Here is a 13,877-nt window from a genome sequence, read left to right as displayed (position 1 = left end):
CATGACCCGTACCGTTTACGTGAACGGCGAATACCTGCCCGAGACCGAAGCCAAGGTCTCGATCTTCGACCGAGGCTTTCTGATGGCGGATGCCGTCTATGAGGTGACAAGCGTGCTGGACGGCAAGCTGATTGATTTCGAGGGTCACGCGGTGCGCCTGAAGCGGTCGCTGGACGAATTGCAGATGGCCGAACCCTGCAGCAAGGGCGAGCTGCTTGAAATCCACCGCAAGCTGGTCGAGCTGAACGGCATCACCGAGGGGCTGGTCTATCTGCAGGTCACCCGAGGCAGCGACGGCGACCGCGATTTCGTCTTTCCCTCGGCCGGCACCAAGCCGACGCTGGTTCTGTTCACTCAGAACAAGCCCGGTCTGGCTGACAATCCGGCGGCGAAGAAAGGGGCCAAGATCATCTCGATCGAGGATATCCGCTGGGGCCGCCGCGACATCAAGACGGTGCAACTTCTGTACCCGTCCATGGGCAAGATGATGGCCAAGGCCGCTGGGTGCGACGATGCTTGGATGATTGAAGACGGGTATGTCACCGAAGGCACCAGCAACAACGCCTATATCGTCAAGAACGGCAAGATCGTTACCCGCCCGCTGTCGAACGACATCCTGCACGGGATCACCCGCAAGGCGGTGTTGCGCATGGCGGCCGAGGCGCAGATGGAAGTCGAGGAGCGCCTGTTCACCATCGACGAAGCAAAGGAGGCCGACGAGGCCTTTACCACTTCGGCCAGCGCTTTCGTAATGCCTGTGGTCGAGATCGACGGCGTAGCGCTGGGCGACGGCACACCCGGCCCGATCGCCACGCGCCTGCGCGAGATCTATCTGGACGAAAGCCTAAAGGCAGCGATCTGAATGCAAAGGCCCGCCGATCTGGCGGGCCTTTTTGTTTTGGCGTCAGTCTTTTTTGCCGACGTTCCCCTCGAACGCGACCTTGAATTCCGCCTGTTTCTCGGGGCTGGCCTCGGTCTGGTATCTGGATTTCCACTCATCCATGGTCATGCCATAGAAAATTTCGCGGGCTTCATCCTTGCCCATTTCGATGCCTTTTTCATTGGCGGCCTCCTGATACCACCGCGCTAGGCAGTTTCGGCAGAACCCGGCCAGATTCATCATGTCGATGTTCTGAACGTCGGTGCGGTCCTGCATCAGGTGTTTTTGCAGGCGGCGGAAAGCGGCGGCCTGCAGTTCAATCTCGGTCTGGGGGTCCATGGGTGGGCTCCGGTTCGTGGGATTTGATCCAGACCTAGCAAGCCCGAGGCCATTGCACAACGCGCGCCGGTTCAGACCAGCTTGAGGGCAATCCAGGGCATCAGGCAGAAGATCAGGGTCAGGATCTTGTAGTTCGCAAGATACTTGAAATAGGCCTTTCTGACCTCGGCCTTTTCCATCTGGAACATGCGGCCGTGAATGGCAGCGATGCGGTCCTGCAGGGCCACCACCATCAGGGTCGACAGCAGCAGGACCGCAAAGTTCAGAACGGTCATCCAGCCGAAAAAGGCTGTCAGGGTTTCAGGTGTCATGACGGCCTCCTTTCAGCCCAAAAATGGGGACCGCCTGTGCGCCGCGCAAGAGCATGGGCGTCGTTTGGTCGCGGATTTTTCCAGCGTTACAGACCGCTTGCGGCCAGCGCGTCCTGCAGGATCGGCGCCAGCCGCTCGGCCCAGGCGCGCTGCCCGGCATGATCGGCGATCAGGTCGTTGCGCAGCTCGATCAGTGCGTTGGGGCGGCCAAAGGCGGTGGCGTGCCGGTCGATCGCATCCCCGGGCAGCACTCCGGTATAGGGTTCGTTGACGCCGACGCACAGATCCTCCTCGGCCCGCAGGCGTTCGATCAGCGGGGCCGAGAACCGCTCGTCCTCGGTGTGAAGGATGCCGACATGCCAGGGGCGCGGCGGGCGGCCCCGCAGCTGGCGCGTGAAGGAATGCATCGACACGATTACGGCGTGGGGCAGGGCGGCCATCTTGGCCAGCGCTTCGTGATAGGGGCGATAGCACAGGTTCAGGCGCCGTTCGCGCTCGGCGGCGTCGGCGTGACGGTTGGCCGGAATGATCGACCCGTCATACAGCTTCATCAACAGGGTCGGGTCGTCCTCGCCCCGGTTCGGGTCGATCACCAGCCGAGAGAAATTGGCGGCAATCACCGGCGCGTTCAGGATCTCGCCCAGATGTTTCGATACCTCGTAGGCGCCCACGTCATAGGCGATGTGGCGCTCCATGTCCTCACGCGGAAGGCCAAGGTCACCGCCGTTGATCTGCGGCGGTACGATGTTGGTGGCATGGTCGCACGTGATCAGCCAGCGGGACGGGCGATCCGCCCCGTGCACGTAAAACGGAGTGTATGTCATGAGCCTGTCATCTTGTTTGCCGCAGGTGTAGGACAGTTGCCTCGGAAAGGGAATTGCGCAATAAGCAAACCGACTATTGTTTGCGGTAACATTCGACCATCAAGGAGAGCAAGATCGATGCGACGCCTGAGAAATGTGAAAATCGTGGCGACGCTGGGACCGGCGTCCAACGACTATGATATGATCCGTGCTCTGCACGAGGCCGGCGCCGATGTTTTCCGCCTGAACATGAGCCATGGCAGCCACGACGAAATCCGTGAACGCCACCGGATCATCCGTCAGATCGAAAAGGACCTCGACAGCCCGATCGCCATTCTGGCGGACCTTCAGGGCCCGAAACTGCGGGTCGGTGTGTTTGCGAATGATGCAGAGGACTTGGTCGAAGGTGCCGCGTTCCGTCTGGATCTGGACGAAACTCCGGGCGATGTCAGCCGGGTCTGCCTGCCGCACCCCGAGATTTTTCAGGCGTTGGAAGCGGGGGCGCATCTGCTGGTCAACGACGGCAAGATCCGGCTTGTGGTTGAGAAATGCGGCCCCGATTTCGCGGATTGCAAAGTTGAAATCGGCGGGACCATCTCGAACCGCAAAGGTGTGAACGTGCCCGACGTGGTGCTGCCGCTGGCAGCCCTGTCGGAGAAGGACCGCGACGATCTGGAGTTCGTTTGTCAGCTGGGTGTCGACTGGCTTGCGCTGAGCTTCGTTCAGCGGGCCAAGGACGTGTACGAAGCGCGCGCCCTGGCTGACGGTCGCGCCGCTATCCTGTCCAAGATTGAAAAACCCGCGGCGGTCGAGGCGTTTGACGAAATCCTCGACGCATCGGACGGCATCATGGTCGCCCGTGGCGATCTGGGCGTCGAACTCCCGGTCTCGGCCGTGCCTCCGATTCAAAAGCGACTGGTCCGAAAGTGCCGCGCTGCCGCCAAGCCGGTTATCGTTGCGACCCAGATGCTAGAAAGCATGATCGAAAGCCCGATGCCCACCCGCGCCGAAGTGTCGGACGTCGCCACCGCCATATATGAGGGAACCGACGCCATCATGCTGAGCGCCGAGTCGGCCGCGGGCTCGTATCCGATCGAGGCCGTTCAGACCATGAACAAGGTCGCGATCGAGGTCGAAGCCGACCCAACCTACAAACAGATCATCGACGCTTCGCGCCAGACCAAGGGAACGACCGTTGCCGACGGCATCGTGGCCGCGGCCCGTGAAATCGCCGAAAAGACCGACATCAAGGCGATCTGCTGCTTTACCCAAAGCGGCACCACCGCACTGCTCACCGCCCGCGAGCGTCCCGGTGTCCCGATCATCGCCATGACTTCGCTGCGGGGCACCGCGCGGCGTCTGTGTCTCAGCTGGGGCTGTCACTGCGTGATGACGCCCGAGCTCGAGCGGTTCAAAAGCGCCGTGGTCAATGCGGCGCGCGCGGCGCGAGCCAGCGGGTTTGCCGGCGCCTCGGATCAGATCGTGGTGACCGCCGGTGTCCCGTTCAACGTGCCAGGCTCGACCAACATCCTGCGCGTCGCACCCTGCGACGAGCGACTGATCTACTCGACGGATCCCGAATAGGATCAGCCACCCGGTCCGCCGGGTCTTGCTTTGGCGCCGACAGGCTCTTTTACGGTCTCCATCACCGTGAACGAGCTTGTCTGGTGTATCCCCGGAAGCTTGTTGATCTTGTCGCCCAACACCGTTCGGAAATGCGCGATGTCGCGTGTCCGAACGGTCAGCATGTAGTCGAATGATCCGGCGACCATCAGGCAGGTTTCGATTTCAGGTACCCGTCGCACGGCTTCGTTGAAACGGTCCAGCGAGTGTTCGGCTGTGGCCGTCAGCGAAACCTGCACCACCGTCAAGTGCCCCAGCCCCAGCCTCTCTTTGTCGATCACCGCGCTGTAGCCGGTGATGTACCCGCTCTTTTCCAGCCGTTTCACCCGCTCGGAACACGGCGTGTTGGTCAGGTTTACTCGGGCCGCCAGTTCGACTATTGGCAGGCGTCCATTGGCCTCGAGCTCGGCCAATATCCGTTGATCGATCTTATCCAAATCCCTGTCCATCAGGCAATTTCCCTGCGTTTTTGAGGTCTGGCGGCATATTTTCCTGAAAATAGACCGAAAAAATCTCCTTTTCCTAGTGATTTTTCCTGATACTTGACCGAAGGGCAGTCTTGTAAAACGAGTTCCAGGTTCCGGCTGCCCTGCCGGGGGCACGGGCCCCGGCCAAATCAACAAAAACGGAGGAACGAGATGACAACGAAAATTGTCATAGGACTGGACGGGACAGAGACCGGAGATCGCGCGGTCGGCTTTGCCAAGGATCTGGCAAGTCGGATTGGATCGTGTGAACTGCTGGTTGCCTATGTCATCGAATGGTCGCCCTATACTTTCCAAACTCCCGAGGAAAACGCCCTGCGGCACAAGCGGCGCGAAGAGGAGATCGCGCTTGCCACCAGCCGCGTGGTGGAACCCGCCGTCGAGGCCTTGAAGGCCGCAGGCTTCAGCGCCCGCGGTATTGTCCGCCATGGCGATGTGGCCGAAACGCTGAACGCGATCACGGTCGAAAACGGCGGATCGCAGATCGTTGTGGGACGATCCTCGGCTGACGGCATCAAAAAGCGAATCTTCGGCAGTTCGACCCAGAATCTGGTCATGCACGCCGACGTTCCGGTCACAGTCGTGAACTGACGGGAGGAGCAGACATGAAATCGATCAAAACCCTGGGCCTGTCCGGTGCGGCCGCGGCCCTGCTGGCCAACCCCGCGCTTGCGCAGGAGGCCCCCGGTCTGGATGAAAAGATCAACCAGGCCTTCGCAGATCTGACGGGTCCTTTCGTCAGCTTCATCTTCGCACCTTTTCCCGGGACGAGCTTTCCCTGGATCGTGATGTGGCTGGTCGTGGCCGCAACGGTGTTCACGCTGTATTTCGCCTTTGTGCAGATGCGGTTCTTCAGCCATGCGATCAGCTTGGTGAAAGGTGACTATTCCGACCCCAACGATGCGGGCGAGGTCAGTCACTTCCAGGCGCTGGCAACGGCGCTGTCCGGCACGGTCGGCCTGGGCAACATCGCGGGCGTCGCGGTGGCAGTCGGCATCGGCGGACCCGGTGCGACCTTCTGGATGATCCTCGCCGGCCTTCTGGGCATGGCGTCGAAATTCACCGAATGTACGCTGGGTGTGAAGTACCGCAACGAGTACGAAGACGGCACCGTTTCGGGCGGCCCGATGTACTACATGTCCAAGGGCTTTGCCGAACTGGGTCTGCCCGGCGGCAAGATCTTGGCGGTCCTGTTCTCGATCTTCTGTATCCTTGGCGCGCTGGGCGGGGGTAACATGTTCCAGGCCAACCAGGCGCACCAGCAGATCGCGGGCATCGTCGGTGACTATCCCGGTTGGATCACCGGCCTGGTCTTCGCGGCCGTGGTGTTCATGGTCATCGTGGGCGGCCTGAAGTCGATCGCCCGCGTGACCGAGAAGGTCGTGCCGTTCATGGGCATCCTGTACGTCGCCACTGCGCTGGTCATCATAATCATGAACGCTGACATGATCGGCTGGGCCTTCGGTCAGATCTTCGCTGGTGCCTTCACCGGTCTGGGCGTGGCCGGCGGCATGGTCGGTGCTCTGATCCAGGGCTTCAAACGCGCCGCCTTCTCGAACGAGGCAGGCGTGGGTTCGGCGGCCATTGCACACTCGGCCGTTCGCACCAAAGAGCCGATCACCGAGGGCTTTGTTTCACTGCTCGAGCCGTTCATCGACACCGTGGTGATCTGCACCATGACCGCGCTGGTGATCATCATCACCCAGCAGCTGGTGATCGACCCGGCAACCGGCCTGTACGTGCTGAACGAAGCGGGCACCGCGATCGCAACCGTCAATGGCAACACCGGTGTCAGCCTGACTTCGGCCGCCTTCGGCAGCGCCTTCAGCTGGTTCCCCTACATCCTGGCCATCGCGGTGATCCTGTTCGCCTTCTCGACCATGATCAGCTGGTCCTATTACGGCCTCAAGGCCTGGACCTATCTGTTCGGCGAGGGCCACACCAAGGAACTGGTGTTCAAGATCATCTTCTGCGTCTTCGTGGTGATCGGGGCTGCGGCCAACCTGGGCCCGGTGATCGACTTCTCGGATGCGGCGATCTTTGCCATGGCCGTGGTCAACGTCTTTGCGCTCTACTTCCTGATGAAAGTGGTGCGTCAGGAACTGGCCTCGTACAGCGCGCGACTGAAAAGCGGCGAAATCCGCAAGTTCGCCGACTGATGACACCAACCGGGGCGGCCCTGCTGCCCCGGTTCCCGACCCCGGTGCAAAAAGCACCCGAACGGGTCAAAAACCCCTTGCCAGCATGACCGAACTTGCGTAAACGGCGCATCTGATCGCGCGACCGGCCGATGTGGCATGCCGAGTCGCGTTTCGGACCGAACCCTGAAAGGAGACGGAAATGCCCAAGATGAAGACCAAATCGAGCGCCAAGAAGCGCTTCAAGGTGACTGCGACCGGCAAGGTCATGGCCGGTCAGGCCGGCAAGCGGCACGGCATGATCAAGCGGACCAAAAAGTTCATCCGCGACGCCCGTGGCACCACCACCCTGTCCGCCCCCGACGCCAAGATCGTCAAGGGCTACATGCCCTACGACCGCTAAGAGGAGATACCGATATGTCCCGCGTTAAAGGTGGAACCGTAACTCACGCCCGTCACAAGAAGGTCATCAAGGCCGCCAAAGGTTACTATGGCCGCCGCAAGAACACCTTCAAGGTTGCCCGTCAGGCCGTCGACAAGGCCAACCAGTACGCAACCCGCGACCGCAAGAACCGCAAGCGCAACTTCCGTGCTCTGTGGATCCAGCGCATCAACGCCGCTGTTCGTTCGCATGACGAAGCTCTGACCTATTCCCGCTTCATCAACGGCCTGAACCTGGCCGGCATCGAAGTGGACCGCAAAGTCCTGGCCGACCTAGCCGTGCACGAGCCGGAAGCGTTCGGCGCGATCGTCGCCAAGGCACAGGCCGCTCTGGCTGCCTGATCCTCTTTCGAGAGACAGTGAAAGAAAGGCCGTCCCGTTCGGGGCGGCTTTTTTCTTTGGATCGACCAGATTGGATTTCGCGTAAACCAAGTATGGGATTCCGTTATGGTCACTACACGCATTTGATGTAATCATCTGTTAAGTTTCACTGATGAATTGAATGCGGAATACTGAAATGCCTATTTGCCAAAGACTTACCCAAGCCCTTCTTGTCTTGACTGCAGTGGTGATCTGCCACCCGACAGTGGCAAGATCGCAGGACACGATCACCGAACCTGACCTTCCTGACGTATTGGTTGAAACCTTTGATGGTGACGACACGACGCTCATGCTGGGCGGGCAGATCGACTTTCAATCGGCCAAGCCGCCCTGGGCCGTTTATGTGGCCGATGGAAAATTCGTCATGGAGAACAGACAGGATGCGCGCAGCCTTCAGTTCAACGACGTGGCGTGGGTGAAGTTTCCCGGCTCGGATTCGTTGGAGAGCACGCAGGACATGGTAATCTCTGCCGTGGTGGACGGAGAGTTCAGCGGCAAAAGCGGTGTGGGCATTCTGGTTGGCAGCGGAAAGTCCGGGAAATACGTGGCGTTCACTGTGGACGACAAAGGGCGCTATCACGTACTGCAAAAGGACGGCCGCCAATTGCGGCTGGTACACGCAGACAGACATGACGCGATACGTGTCGGCGCCCCGAACAAGCTGACCTTCCAGGTCCGAGGGGCGCACGTGGTTTTCTATGCCAACGGAACCAAGGTCGTTCAAACGCTGTTTTCAAAGCGAACGTCCTCGAACCCCGGCCAGGGCGCTCGGGCAGGGATAGGCCTGGCAGCCTTTGGAACTGGTCGTTTCGAATTTGATGAAGTTGAGATCAAAAGAGCCAACTGACGCCCAAAAACGCAGGTCGCGCGAACTGGAACCGTTGGGTGGTGTCCTCGCGAGGGTACTTGCCCCTCTGGCCTCCTGATCCTCATTCGCTAAACAGTGAGAGAAAGGCCGCCCGACTAGGGGCGGCTTTTTTGGTGCCTGAGTGCCGGCTTTTTGCGCAGGCAGACATCCGGGCCAAAAACCGCTAGGCTTGCACGTGCTGAATTGACCAACATTGGTTTTGCAAGTGCCATGCTTGAATTTGATGCAGCAACAACGCGTCTACTCGATAGCGTGTATCAAGGTGCCGATGTCACCCGACGGCGGCGAGGGTCTTTTGACGCGTTGCGACCAGCCCCGGGTGATATCATCGCGGACGTTGGGTGCGGAAATGGTCTTTTGACAGCAGAGCTCGCGCGGGCGGTTGGTCCGACCGGGCGTGTTTTGGGCATCGACCCAAGTGAGGCGATGCGGAGTTCCGCCAAAAACCGCTGCCATCAATATGACTGGGTCCAGATCATGGAGGGTGAGGCAGGCCAACTTCCGGCCAAGGACGCCTCACTCGACAAGGCGGTGTCGGTTCAGGTTTACGAGTATTTAAATGACATTGCCGCCGCGGTGGCGGAGGCCCATCGCTGTCTCAGGACGGGTGGTCTGCTTGTCGTGGGCGACATCCATTTCGACAGTCTGGTTTGGTACAGTGATGATCCGGCAAGAATGGATCGGATGATAAAAGCCTGGGACAAGCACTTTGTCGGAAGAGACGTGCCCGCTCTACTGCCACCGATTTTGAGAGACGTGGGTTTCACTGTCGAAAGCGTCACGCCGATCACGATTTGCGATAACGAACTCCGGCCAGATGGGCTGGCCAATATGATGATCACACTGATGAAAAGGTTCGCCGAGTCCAACAAGCTCGTCCCGGATCAGGAAGCCAAAGCGTGGGCGGATGAGCAGAGATCATTGGCCGCGAAGGGCCGGTTTTTCTTTTCGCTAACCCATTTTGTCATCAGCGGACGCAAGTCCTAGACTTTGGTCTGGATGCGCTGATTGAATCAAACAAAGGCTATTGCCTGAGCGAATGGAGATCAAAAAAGAAACCGGCGCGAAGAACGCCGGTTTCACTTGGTCTTTTATCCTGCGCTGGGTTTACCCAAACACACGCCCCAGCGCGCCATCAACCGCGTCGGTGATTTGGTCGATGTCGTCCGCCGTGGCAATCAAAGCGGGCGAGAAGCACAGCGTGTTGTTGCGCCCGGGGACCGAGCGGTTGGTCACGCCAATGATTACCCCTTGTGCCATGCAATCGGCCACGACCGCTTGGGCCAGCTTTTCGTCCACCGGTTCTTTGGACGCGCGATCCGCGACCAGTTCGGCCCCCAGGAACAGGCCCTTGCCGCGCACGTCGCCGATGACCTTGTGCTTGTCCATCAGTGCCTGCAGGTTGCCCATCATGCGATCCCCCATCGCGGCGCAATTGCCCAGCAGGTTCTCGTCTTCGATGATGCGCATGTTCTCGATCGCCGCCGCCGGCCCAGCGGTGCAGCCGCCAAAGGTCGAGATGTCGCGGAAATAGTTCATCGGGTCCGCGGCATCGTCTTTGAACATGTCAAAGACTTCCTCGGTGGTCACCATGCAGGCAATCGCGGCATAGCCCGAGGCCACGCCTTTGGCCATGGTCACGAAATCGGGTTTCACGCCGTATTGCTGGTACCCGAACCAGGTACCGGTGCGACCCACGCCGCAGACGACCTCGTCGATATGCAGGAGGATGTCGTATTTCTTGCAGATCTCCTGCACGCGCTGCCAATAGCCCTCGGGCGCTTCGATCACGCCGCCGCCGGCGGTCACCGGCTCAAGGCACAGCGCGCCTACGGTGTCGGGGCCTTCGCGCAGGATCACGGCTTCGATCTGATCGGCGGCCCATTCGCCAAAGTTCTCTTCGGGTGCGCCGTCCAATTCGTGCTTGCGGTATTCCATGCAGTGCGGAACGCGCACGAAATCCGGTGCAAAGGGGCCGTATTGCGCGTTGCGCTCGTCCTGACCGCCCGCCGACATCGCCGCCAGGGTCGAGCCGTGATAATCGCGGTCGCGGTACAGGATCTTGGTCTTCTTGCCGCCGTACTTCTTGTGGGCGATCTGGCGGACCATCTTGAACGCCTTTTCGTTCGCCTCGCTCCCCGAGTTCGTGTAGTAGACCCGGCTCATGCCTGGCATCTTCTCGATCAGCTTTTCGGCAAACAGCGCCCCGGGGATCGAGCCCGCCGAGTTCGCAAAGTAGCACAGCTTCATCAGCTGGTCGTAGACGGCCTTGCAGATGGATTCGCGGCCATAGCCCACGTTCACCGTCCATACGCCGCCCGAGACGGCATCCAGGTGTTCCTTGCCCTTTTGATCCCAGACGCGCATGCCCTTGCCTTCGACGATGATGCGTGGATCGTTCGTCTCAAACGGCTTGTGCTGGATCAGATGGTGCCAGATATGGGCGCGGTCGGCCTCGACCACGCGGGAAAGATCGTTTTCGTTGAACGTGCCGTCCATGACATGTCCTTTCAGTAAGACGCGACGCGCGGGAATCACGATGCCCGGCGGGCGCGGATGAACCAGATACCGCAGATCAGCCCGAAAGCCCGGTACGCAGTAGGGCCAGATTACCCGATCACGTAGCTCCAGTATATTCGCCTCGCGTATTTTTACGGGTTTGTTTTGCGGCAACCTTTGTGCTCAATACGAAAAATCCGACGACTTGGGGAGGAGAGGCGGATGGCGACCCACAGCATTTATCAGCGCGATCTGGACAAAGGCCCGGCAAATTTTACGGCCCTGTCCCCGCTCAGCTATATCGAGAGGACCGCGGCCGTTTACCCTGACTATCCCGCCGTGGTCTATGGTGACCGGCGCCATAGCTGGGCGCAGACCTATGCGCGCTGCCGCCAGTTGGCCAGTGCGCTGGCCGCGCGTGGGGTGGGCGCGGGCGACACGGTATCGATCATCGCCGCCAACATCCCCGAGATGTACGAGGCGCATTTTGGCGTGCCCATGGCAGGCGCGGTGTTGAACACGATCAACACAAGGCTCGATGCCCCGATCATCGCCTTTATCCTGAACCACGCCGAATCCAAGGTGCTGCTGGTCGATCCCGAATTCTCGGGCGAGGTGAAGCAGGCGCTGGAGCAGGTGGATCACGGCATTCTGGTGATCGACATCGAGGATCCGAGTTTCGATGGCGGTGAGAAGCTTGGCGCGCTGACTTATGACGATCTGCTGGCCGAGGGCGACCCGGATTTCGACTGGTCTTTGCCCGCCGATGAATGGGACGCGATCACGCTGAACTACACCTCTGGCACCACGGGCAACCCCAAGGGTGTCGTCTATCACCACCGTGGCGCGGCGCTGAATGCCACGTCGAACATCCTGACCTGGGGCATGCCGCAGCATTCGGTCTATCTGTGGACGCTGCCGATGTTCCACTGCAACGGCTGGTGTTTCCCCTGGACCATGGCCGCGAACGCGGGCACGTCCGTCTGCCTGCGCGCGGTGCGGGACGAGCCGATCTACCGCGCCTTCAGCGACGAGCGCGTGACCCATTTCTGCGGCGCGCCCATCGTTCTGAACATGCTGGCCAACGCGCCCGATCATCTCAAGGATTTCGATCATGAGATCAAGGTGATGACCGCAGGTGCCCCGCCGCCCGCCGCGGTGATCGCGGCGATGGAGGGGATGGGCATCGAAGTCACTCATGTCTATGGCCTGACCGAGACCTACGGGCCGTCGGTCGTGTGCGCCTGGAAGGACGAATGGAACGACAAGCCCGCCGAGGAGCGCGCCGCGCTCAAGGTGCGGCAGGGGGTGAAATACGTTGCCCTGTCGGGGCTGATGGTGGCTGATCCCGAAACGCTCGAGCCGGTGCCGGCCGATGGCGAGACCATGGGCGAGATCTTCATGCAGGGCAACATCGTGATGAAAGGGTATCTGAAGAACCCCGAGGCCACGCAGAAAGCGTTCCGCGGCGGCTGGTTTGCCTCGGGCGATCTGGGGGTGACGCATCCCGACGGCTATATCGCGCTGAAGGACCGGTCAAAGGACATCATCATTTCGGGGGGCGAGAACATCTCGTCGGTCGAGGTCGAGGATATCCTCTACAAGCACCCCGCCGTGATGGAGGCCGCCGTGGTCGCCAAACCGGACGAGAAATGGGGCGAGACGCCTTGCGCCTTTGTCGAACTGAAGCCGGGCGCCGAGGCGACCGAGGCCGATCTGATCGCATTTTGCCGCGACCACATGGCCCATTTCAAGGCACCCAAGACGGTGGTGTTCGGGCCGCTTCCCAAGACATCGACGGGCAAGATCCAGAAATTCAAGCTCAGGGAACAGGCGCGGGCGCTGGGCTAGGCGCCCTGCCGGTCAAAGATCGACAGGTCCAGATCCAGCATCTCGCCCATCCAGATCGCCCGGTCGCGGTGGTCGGGCAGGTGCTCGCCGGTTTCGGGGTGGGTGAACACGGTCAGCCCCTGCCGGTTCAGCATCAGCCACGGTATCACCTTGTCGAAGGCATCGGCGGCAAAGCTCAGCTGGCAGCTCCAGCGGGGGTGAGGGCCGACATTGCGGCTGTGCATGTGGCCCATCTGGACGGGGAGCAGGCGTGCAGCCTCCTCGCAGACACGGCGGGCGGTGTCCTGCGTTTCGGCGTCGAAATAGACATGGGCGTGATAGCCGGTGATCTGTGGCATCGGGGGCCTCGTGCGGTGGTTTCCGGCACAAGGCTAGGCCCGATCGGCGCCGGTGCACAGACGCATCGGCAAACAGACCCTGTGCGCGGCTCAGCCCGGCGCGTGGGCGTCCGGGTGGGCCGCTGCAAAGGCGGGGTGGTCGGCACAGGCCGCCTCGACCGCCAGAATGCGCGGTATGTCCGACAGATCGACCTGCCAGCGCCGGGCGTTGTACATCTGCGGGATCAGGCACAGATCGGCCAGCCCGGGCGTTGATCCCGTGCAATAGGGGGCTTGTTCGAACCCTTCCAGCATCGCCTCGAAGGCCAACAGACCGGGGCGGATGAAATGGCGCATCCAGTCGCCGGGCATGTCGCCCCGTCTGCCGCTCAGCTGCGTGGCGTGGCGGGCGACCTTCAGGTTGCAGACCGGGTGCAGATCGACCGCGATGGCATGGGCCAGCGCCTGCGCCCTGGCCCGCGCAACCGGCTCGTCCGGCAGTAGGTTCAGGCCCCGCGTCCGGTCGAGATAGTCCAGAATGGCCAGCGACTGGGTCAGTTGCACGCCGTCGATCTCGAGCACGGGCACAAAGCCCTGCGGGTTGCGCGCCAGATGCGCGGGCGCGGTCTGCTCGTCCTTGACCAGATCGACGGTCTGCGCGCGATAGGCGATCCCGGCCAGGTTCAGCGCGATGCGCACCCGGTAGCTGGCCGAGGACCGCCAGTAGTCATACAGGACGACGTCGCTCATCGGGCTTTGGCTGCGTCGATCGCCTGTTTCAGGATGGCCCGGTCGCCGATATGGTTGGCCAGCACCAGCACCAGCCGCGCATTCAGCGCATCGCTTTCGGCCTTGTCCAGACCGTCGTGCGCGGCCAGCAGATCGGCATAGAAATCATCCGCGCCGTCGATATTCGGGGTGAGGATCAGTTCATCCATTGT

At 61.0% G+C, this 13,877-nt stretch carries 17 protein-coding genes; 9 read left to right on the top strand and 8 right to left on the bottom strand.

The annotated features are described in order from the left end of the window. Position 1 precedes the first annotated feature (1 nt). Positions 2-862, top strand: a complete 861-nt coding sequence (locus AC2FNL_RS00775; protein WP_496831721.1) for a D-amino-acid transaminase — start codon at positions 2-4, stop codon at positions 860-862. A gap of 42 nt (positions 863-904) precedes the next feature. On the opposite strand, the gene AC2FNL_RS00770 is transcribed toward AC2FNL_RS00775, so the two are convergent. The 3 genes from AC2FNL_RS00770 to AC2FNL_RS00760 form a co-directional block, all read right to left on the bottom strand. Then, positions 905-1,219, bottom strand: a complete 315-nt coding sequence (locus AC2FNL_RS00770) for a DUF1244 domain-containing protein (RefSeq protein WP_496831719.1) — start codon at positions 1,217-1,219, stop codon at positions 905-907. A gap of 71 nt (positions 1,220-1,290) precedes the next feature. Then, positions 1,291-1,530, bottom strand: a complete 240-nt coding sequence (locus tag AC2FNL_RS00765) for a DUF6868 family protein (protein ID WP_005981131.1) — start codon at positions 1,528-1,530, stop codon at positions 1,291-1,293. Positions 1,531-1,616: 86 nt separating this feature from the next. Further along, a complete protein-coding gene (locus tag AC2FNL_RS00760; RefSeq protein ID WP_170342771.1) occupies positions 1,617-2,354 on the bottom strand; it encodes an N-formylglutamate amidohydrolase in 738 nt (245 codons plus the stop codon). A 117-nt stretch (positions 2,355-2,471) separates the two neighbouring features. Between AC2FNL_RS00760 and pyk the strand changes: the two genes are divergently transcribed. Further along, positions 2,472-3,917: a pyruvate kinase gene (gene pyk / locus AC2FNL_RS00755; protein ID WP_170342769.1), complete on the top strand. Its 1,446-nt coding sequence runs from the start codon at positions 2,472-2,474 to the stop codon at positions 3,915-3,917. Between the two features lie 2 nt (positions 3,918-3,919). On the opposite strand, the gene AC2FNL_RS00750 is transcribed toward pyk, so the two are convergent. Beyond that, positions 3,920-4,405, bottom strand: a complete 486-nt coding sequence (locus AC2FNL_RS00750) for an Lrp/AsnC family transcriptional regulator (protein WP_093965149.1) — start codon at positions 4,403-4,405, stop codon at positions 3,920-3,922. A 189-nt stretch (positions 4,406-4,594) separates the two neighbouring features. On the opposite strand from AC2FNL_RS00750, the gene AC2FNL_RS00745 reads away from it, so the two are divergent. The 6 genes from AC2FNL_RS00745 to AC2FNL_RS00720 all read left to right on the top strand — a co-directional run bounded on the left by AC2FNL_RS00745 (position 4,595) and on the right by AC2FNL_RS00720 (position 9,256). Next, entirely contained in the window at positions 4,595-5,032 is a 438-nt protein-coding gene (locus AC2FNL_RS00745) for a universal stress protein (protein ID WP_093965150.1), read from the top strand. Positions 5,033-5,046: 14 nt separating this feature from the next. Continuing rightward, on the top strand, positions 5,047-6,600 hold the full coding sequence (locus tag AC2FNL_RS00740; protein ID WP_496831715.1) for an alanine/glycine:cation symporter family protein: 1,554 nt from the start codon (positions 5,047-5,049) through the stop codon (positions 6,598-6,600). A gap of 181 nt (positions 6,601-6,781) precedes the next feature. Further along, on the top strand, positions 6,782-6,982 hold the full coding sequence (rpmI, locus tag AC2FNL_RS00735) for a 50S ribosomal protein L35 (protein WP_005981143.1): 201 nt from the start codon (positions 6,782-6,784) through the stop codon (positions 6,980-6,982). A gap of 14 nt (positions 6,983-6,996) precedes the next feature. Beyond that, positions 6,997-7,362 (top strand): 50S ribosomal protein L20, encoded by a 366-nt coding sequence (gene rplT, locus AC2FNL_RS00730; RefSeq protein ID WP_093965154.1) that lies wholly within the window; start codon positions 6,997-6,999, stop codon positions 7,360-7,362. Positions 7,363-7,606: 244 nt separating this feature from the next. Next, positions 7,607-8,248, top strand: coding sequence for a LamG domain-containing protein (locus AC2FNL_RS00725; RefSeq protein WP_496831712.1), 642 nt, complete (start codon positions 7,607-7,609; stop codon positions 8,246-8,248). Between the two features lie 231 nt (positions 8,249-8,479). Next, positions 8,480-9,256, top strand: a complete 777-nt coding sequence (locus AC2FNL_RS00720; protein WP_496831710.1) for a methyltransferase domain-containing protein — start codon at positions 8,480-8,482, stop codon at positions 9,254-9,256. A gap of 120 nt (positions 9,257-9,376) precedes the next feature. Here the strand turns inward: AC2FNL_RS00720 and AC2FNL_RS00715 are convergent, their stop codons facing one another. Further along, the gene (locus AC2FNL_RS00715; protein ID WP_170366190.1) at positions 9,377-10,768 is read right to left on the bottom strand and encodes an aminotransferase family protein; all 1,392 of its coding nucleotides are present in this window, start codon (positions 10,766-10,768) and stop codon (positions 9,377-9,379) included. Between the two features lie 222 nt (positions 10,769-10,990). Between AC2FNL_RS00715 and AC2FNL_RS00710 the strand changes: the two genes are divergently transcribed. Further along, positions 10,991-12,619: an acyl-CoA synthetase gene (locus tag AC2FNL_RS00710; RefSeq protein WP_496831708.1), complete on the top strand. Its 1,629-nt coding sequence runs from the start codon at positions 10,991-10,993 to the stop codon at positions 12,617-12,619. Here AC2FNL_RS00710 and AC2FNL_RS00705 read toward each other — a convergent pair. The 3 genes from AC2FNL_RS00705 to AC2FNL_RS00695 all read right to left on the bottom strand — a co-directional run bounded on the left by AC2FNL_RS00705 (position 12,616) and on the right by AC2FNL_RS00695 (position 13,874). After that, the gene (locus tag AC2FNL_RS00705) at positions 12,616-12,957 is read right to left on the bottom strand and encodes a DOPA 4,5-dioxygenase family protein (RefSeq protein WP_496831706.1); all 342 of its coding nucleotides are present in this window, start codon (positions 12,955-12,957) and stop codon (positions 12,616-12,618) included. The genes AC2FNL_RS00710 and AC2FNL_RS00705 overlap by 4 nt on opposite strands. Before the next feature lie 90 nt (positions 12,958-13,047). Then, entirely contained in the window at positions 13,048-13,686 is a 639-nt protein-coding gene (maiA, locus tag AC2FNL_RS00700; protein WP_496831704.1) for a maleylacetoacetate isomerase, read from the bottom strand. After that, the gene (locus AC2FNL_RS00695; protein ID WP_005981201.1) at positions 13,683-13,874 is read right to left on the bottom strand and encodes a DUF2783 domain-containing protein; all 192 of its coding nucleotides are present in this window, start codon (positions 13,872-13,874) and stop codon (positions 13,683-13,685) included. Before AC2FNL_RS00695 ends, maiA begins: the two co-directional genes overlap by 4 nt. Positions 13,875-13,877: the final 3 nt, after the last annotated feature.

Source organism: Ruegeria sp. CRTD044 (assembly GCF_059613485.1).
Note: the sequence above shows the minus strand (reverse complement) of the source record. Positions and strands in the feature narration are given on the sequence as shown.

Bases quoted from the DNA above. Each gene is read 5' to 3' on its own strand.
- AC2FNL_RS00775 (WP_496831721.1), top strand. From the start codon at position 2: ATGACCCGTACCGTTTACGTGAACGGCGAATACCTGCCCGAGACCGAA.
- AC2FNL_RS00770 (WP_496831719.1), bottom strand. From the start codon at position 1,219: ATGGACCCCCAGACCGAGATTGAACTGCAGGCCGCCGCTTTCCGCCGC.
- AC2FNL_RS00765 (WP_005981131.1), bottom strand. From the start codon at position 1,530: ATGACACCTGAAACCCTGACAGCCTTTTTCGGCTGGATGACCGTTCTG.
- AC2FNL_RS00760 (WP_170342771.1), bottom strand. From the start codon at position 2,354: ATGACATACACTCCGTTTTACGTGCACGGGGCGGATCGCCCGTCCCGC.
- pyk (WP_170342769.1), top strand. From the start codon at position 2,472: ATGCGACGCCTGAGAAATGTGAAAATCGTGGCGACGCTGGGACCGGCG.
- AC2FNL_RS00750 (WP_093965149.1), bottom strand. From the start codon at position 4,405: ATGGACAGGGATTTGGATAAGATCGATCAACGGATATTGGCCGAGCTC.
- AC2FNL_RS00745 (WP_093965150.1), top strand. From the start codon at position 4,595: ATGACAACGAAAATTGTCATAGGACTGGACGGGACAGAGACCGGAGAT.
- AC2FNL_RS00740 (WP_496831715.1), top strand. From the start codon at position 5,047: ATGAAATCGATCAAAACCCTGGGCCTGTCCGGTGCGGCCGCGGCCCTG.
- rpmI (WP_005981143.1), top strand. From the start codon at position 6,782: ATGCCCAAGATGAAGACCAAATCGAGCGCCAAGAAGCGCTTCAAGGTG.
- rplT (WP_093965154.1), top strand. From the start codon at position 6,997: ATGTCCCGCGTTAAAGGTGGAACCGTAACTCACGCCCGTCACAAGAAG.
- AC2FNL_RS00720 (WP_496831710.1), top strand. From the start codon at position 8,480: ATGCTTGAATTTGATGCAGCAACAACGCGTCTACTCGATAGCGTGTAT.
- AC2FNL_RS00715 (WP_170366190.1), bottom strand. From the start codon at position 10,768: ATGGACGGCACGTTCAACGAAAACGATCTTTCCCGCGTGGTCGAGGCC.
- AC2FNL_RS00710 (WP_496831708.1), top strand. From the start codon at position 10,991: ATGGCGACCCACAGCATTTATCAGCGCGATCTGGACAAAGGCCCGGCA.
- AC2FNL_RS00705 (WP_496831706.1), bottom strand. From the start codon at position 12,957: ATGCCACAGATCACCGGCTATCACGCCCATGTCTATTTCGACGCCGAA.
- maiA (WP_496831704.1), bottom strand. From the start codon at position 13,686: ATGAGCGACGTCGTCCTGTATGACTACTGGCGGTCCTCGGCCAGCTAC.
- AC2FNL_RS00695 (WP_005981201.1), bottom strand. From the start codon at position 13,874: ATGGATGAACTGATCCTCACCCCGAATATCGACGGCGCGGATGATTTC.